Annotated in this window: 1 protein-coding gene and 1 pseudogene; both read right to left on the reverse strand. The window is 46.4% G+C overall.

The window, feature by feature from the left end:
• On the reverse strand, positions 1-1,226 hold a 1,226-nt coding region (gene rlmD, locus A3756_RS18260), incomplete at its 3' end, for a 23S rRNA (uracil(1939)-C(5))-methyltransferase RlmD (RefSeq protein ID WP_068554185.1).
• Between the two features lie 25 nt (positions 1,227-1,251).
• Positions 1,252-1,391: pseudogene (locus A3756_RS26780) on the reverse strand (cysteine synthase B); the annotation flags it as partial.

Below are 1,391 nucleotides of genomic sequence, written 5' to 3' on the forward strand. Positions count from 1 at the left end.
GAGAAGTCACTGTATAGGTTACTTTCATAAAAAGTGACATTTTCGATATCATTAGCTTGTGCATTAAACAAGCCTCTTTCCACCATATCCTGACTGCCTTCAACCCCAACAACTTCCTTAGCGCACTTTGCCATTGCCAAAGTAAAATTACCCAGTCCTGAAAACAGATCCAGAGCACGCTCATCAGATTTAAGTTCAAGTAGCTGCAGCGCGAGTAGAACCATCTTCTGATTCACACCAAGGTTGATTTGCGTAAAATCTTTTGGGTGGAATTGTAAGGCTAAATTTTGCTTCAATACCCGCAAATTATAGGACAAGTTAGCTTGGCCTTCTTCTCGGCACTCATTTTCCGGCCACAACTGCTGAATACTGGAAATGTCCCCTGCTTGCAGAAACACCGTCCACTTCTGCTCCTTCGCAAGGTTTCTAAGCATTTCCAAGTCACTCTGCTCAAGAGGCTTCACATGCCGAATCAACACGCCTATTCCCTCACGACTCAAGGACAGTTCCAGGTGGCCAAGTGCTTTATGCACCGAGATTGAAGCAACAAGTTCTTTAAGTACGGGTAAGGCACTTGAAAGCTCACTAGCCATAATTGGGCAAGAATCTATATCTAATGTCTCTTTGGAGGCTTTTTTACGAAAGCCAATTCGAAGCCCTTCTCCTTTTCGGCCATAGTCGACACTGAGCCGGACACGCGAACGATAACCCCACGGCTCACTCTCGACAAGCGGCAACCATTGTTGCGGAGCCAAATCCCCAAAGTGCTTAAGCTGGTCAGCCAATACAGTTTGTTTATGCGCCAGTTGAGCTTTATGCCCCATATGTTGGAGGCTGCAGCCACCACAAGTTCCATAATATGAGCATACAGCTTCAACACGTTGATCTGAAGCTTGCATCACTTTCACCGCAGCCAGCTCATCATATTTAGCACGATGAGCCAAGACCTCAGCCAAAACAGTCTCACCGGGCAAGGCATAATGCACAAATTGCGTTTTGCCTTTATTTTTGGCGATACCTCGCCCCTCATGACTGAGAGACAGAATTTGACACTGAAGCAAGCCACTATCAGAGCTATCAACATCGTTGGCGAGGTTCTTGGACTCCAGGCTCACTTTCACCCGAGCTTCCTGCTTCGAATCTTTAAGTTCACGCTCAAGTGATTTTTTTTGCTTTTTAGACTGCTCACGCAGCTTAGTTCTATGCTTAGAAAAAATATTTGCCATAGTTACACGCTACCGAGCCACCTGCTCACGAAAAAACACCTGTTGAAAGGTAACGATCTCCACGGTCACAGATAATGGCGACGATCACCGCATTTTCAAGCTTGGCTGACAAGCGCAAAGCTGCAGCCACGGCTCCGCCTGAGGACACACCGCAAAAAATACCTT

This window comes from Oleiphilus sp. HI0086, assembly GCF_001635225.1.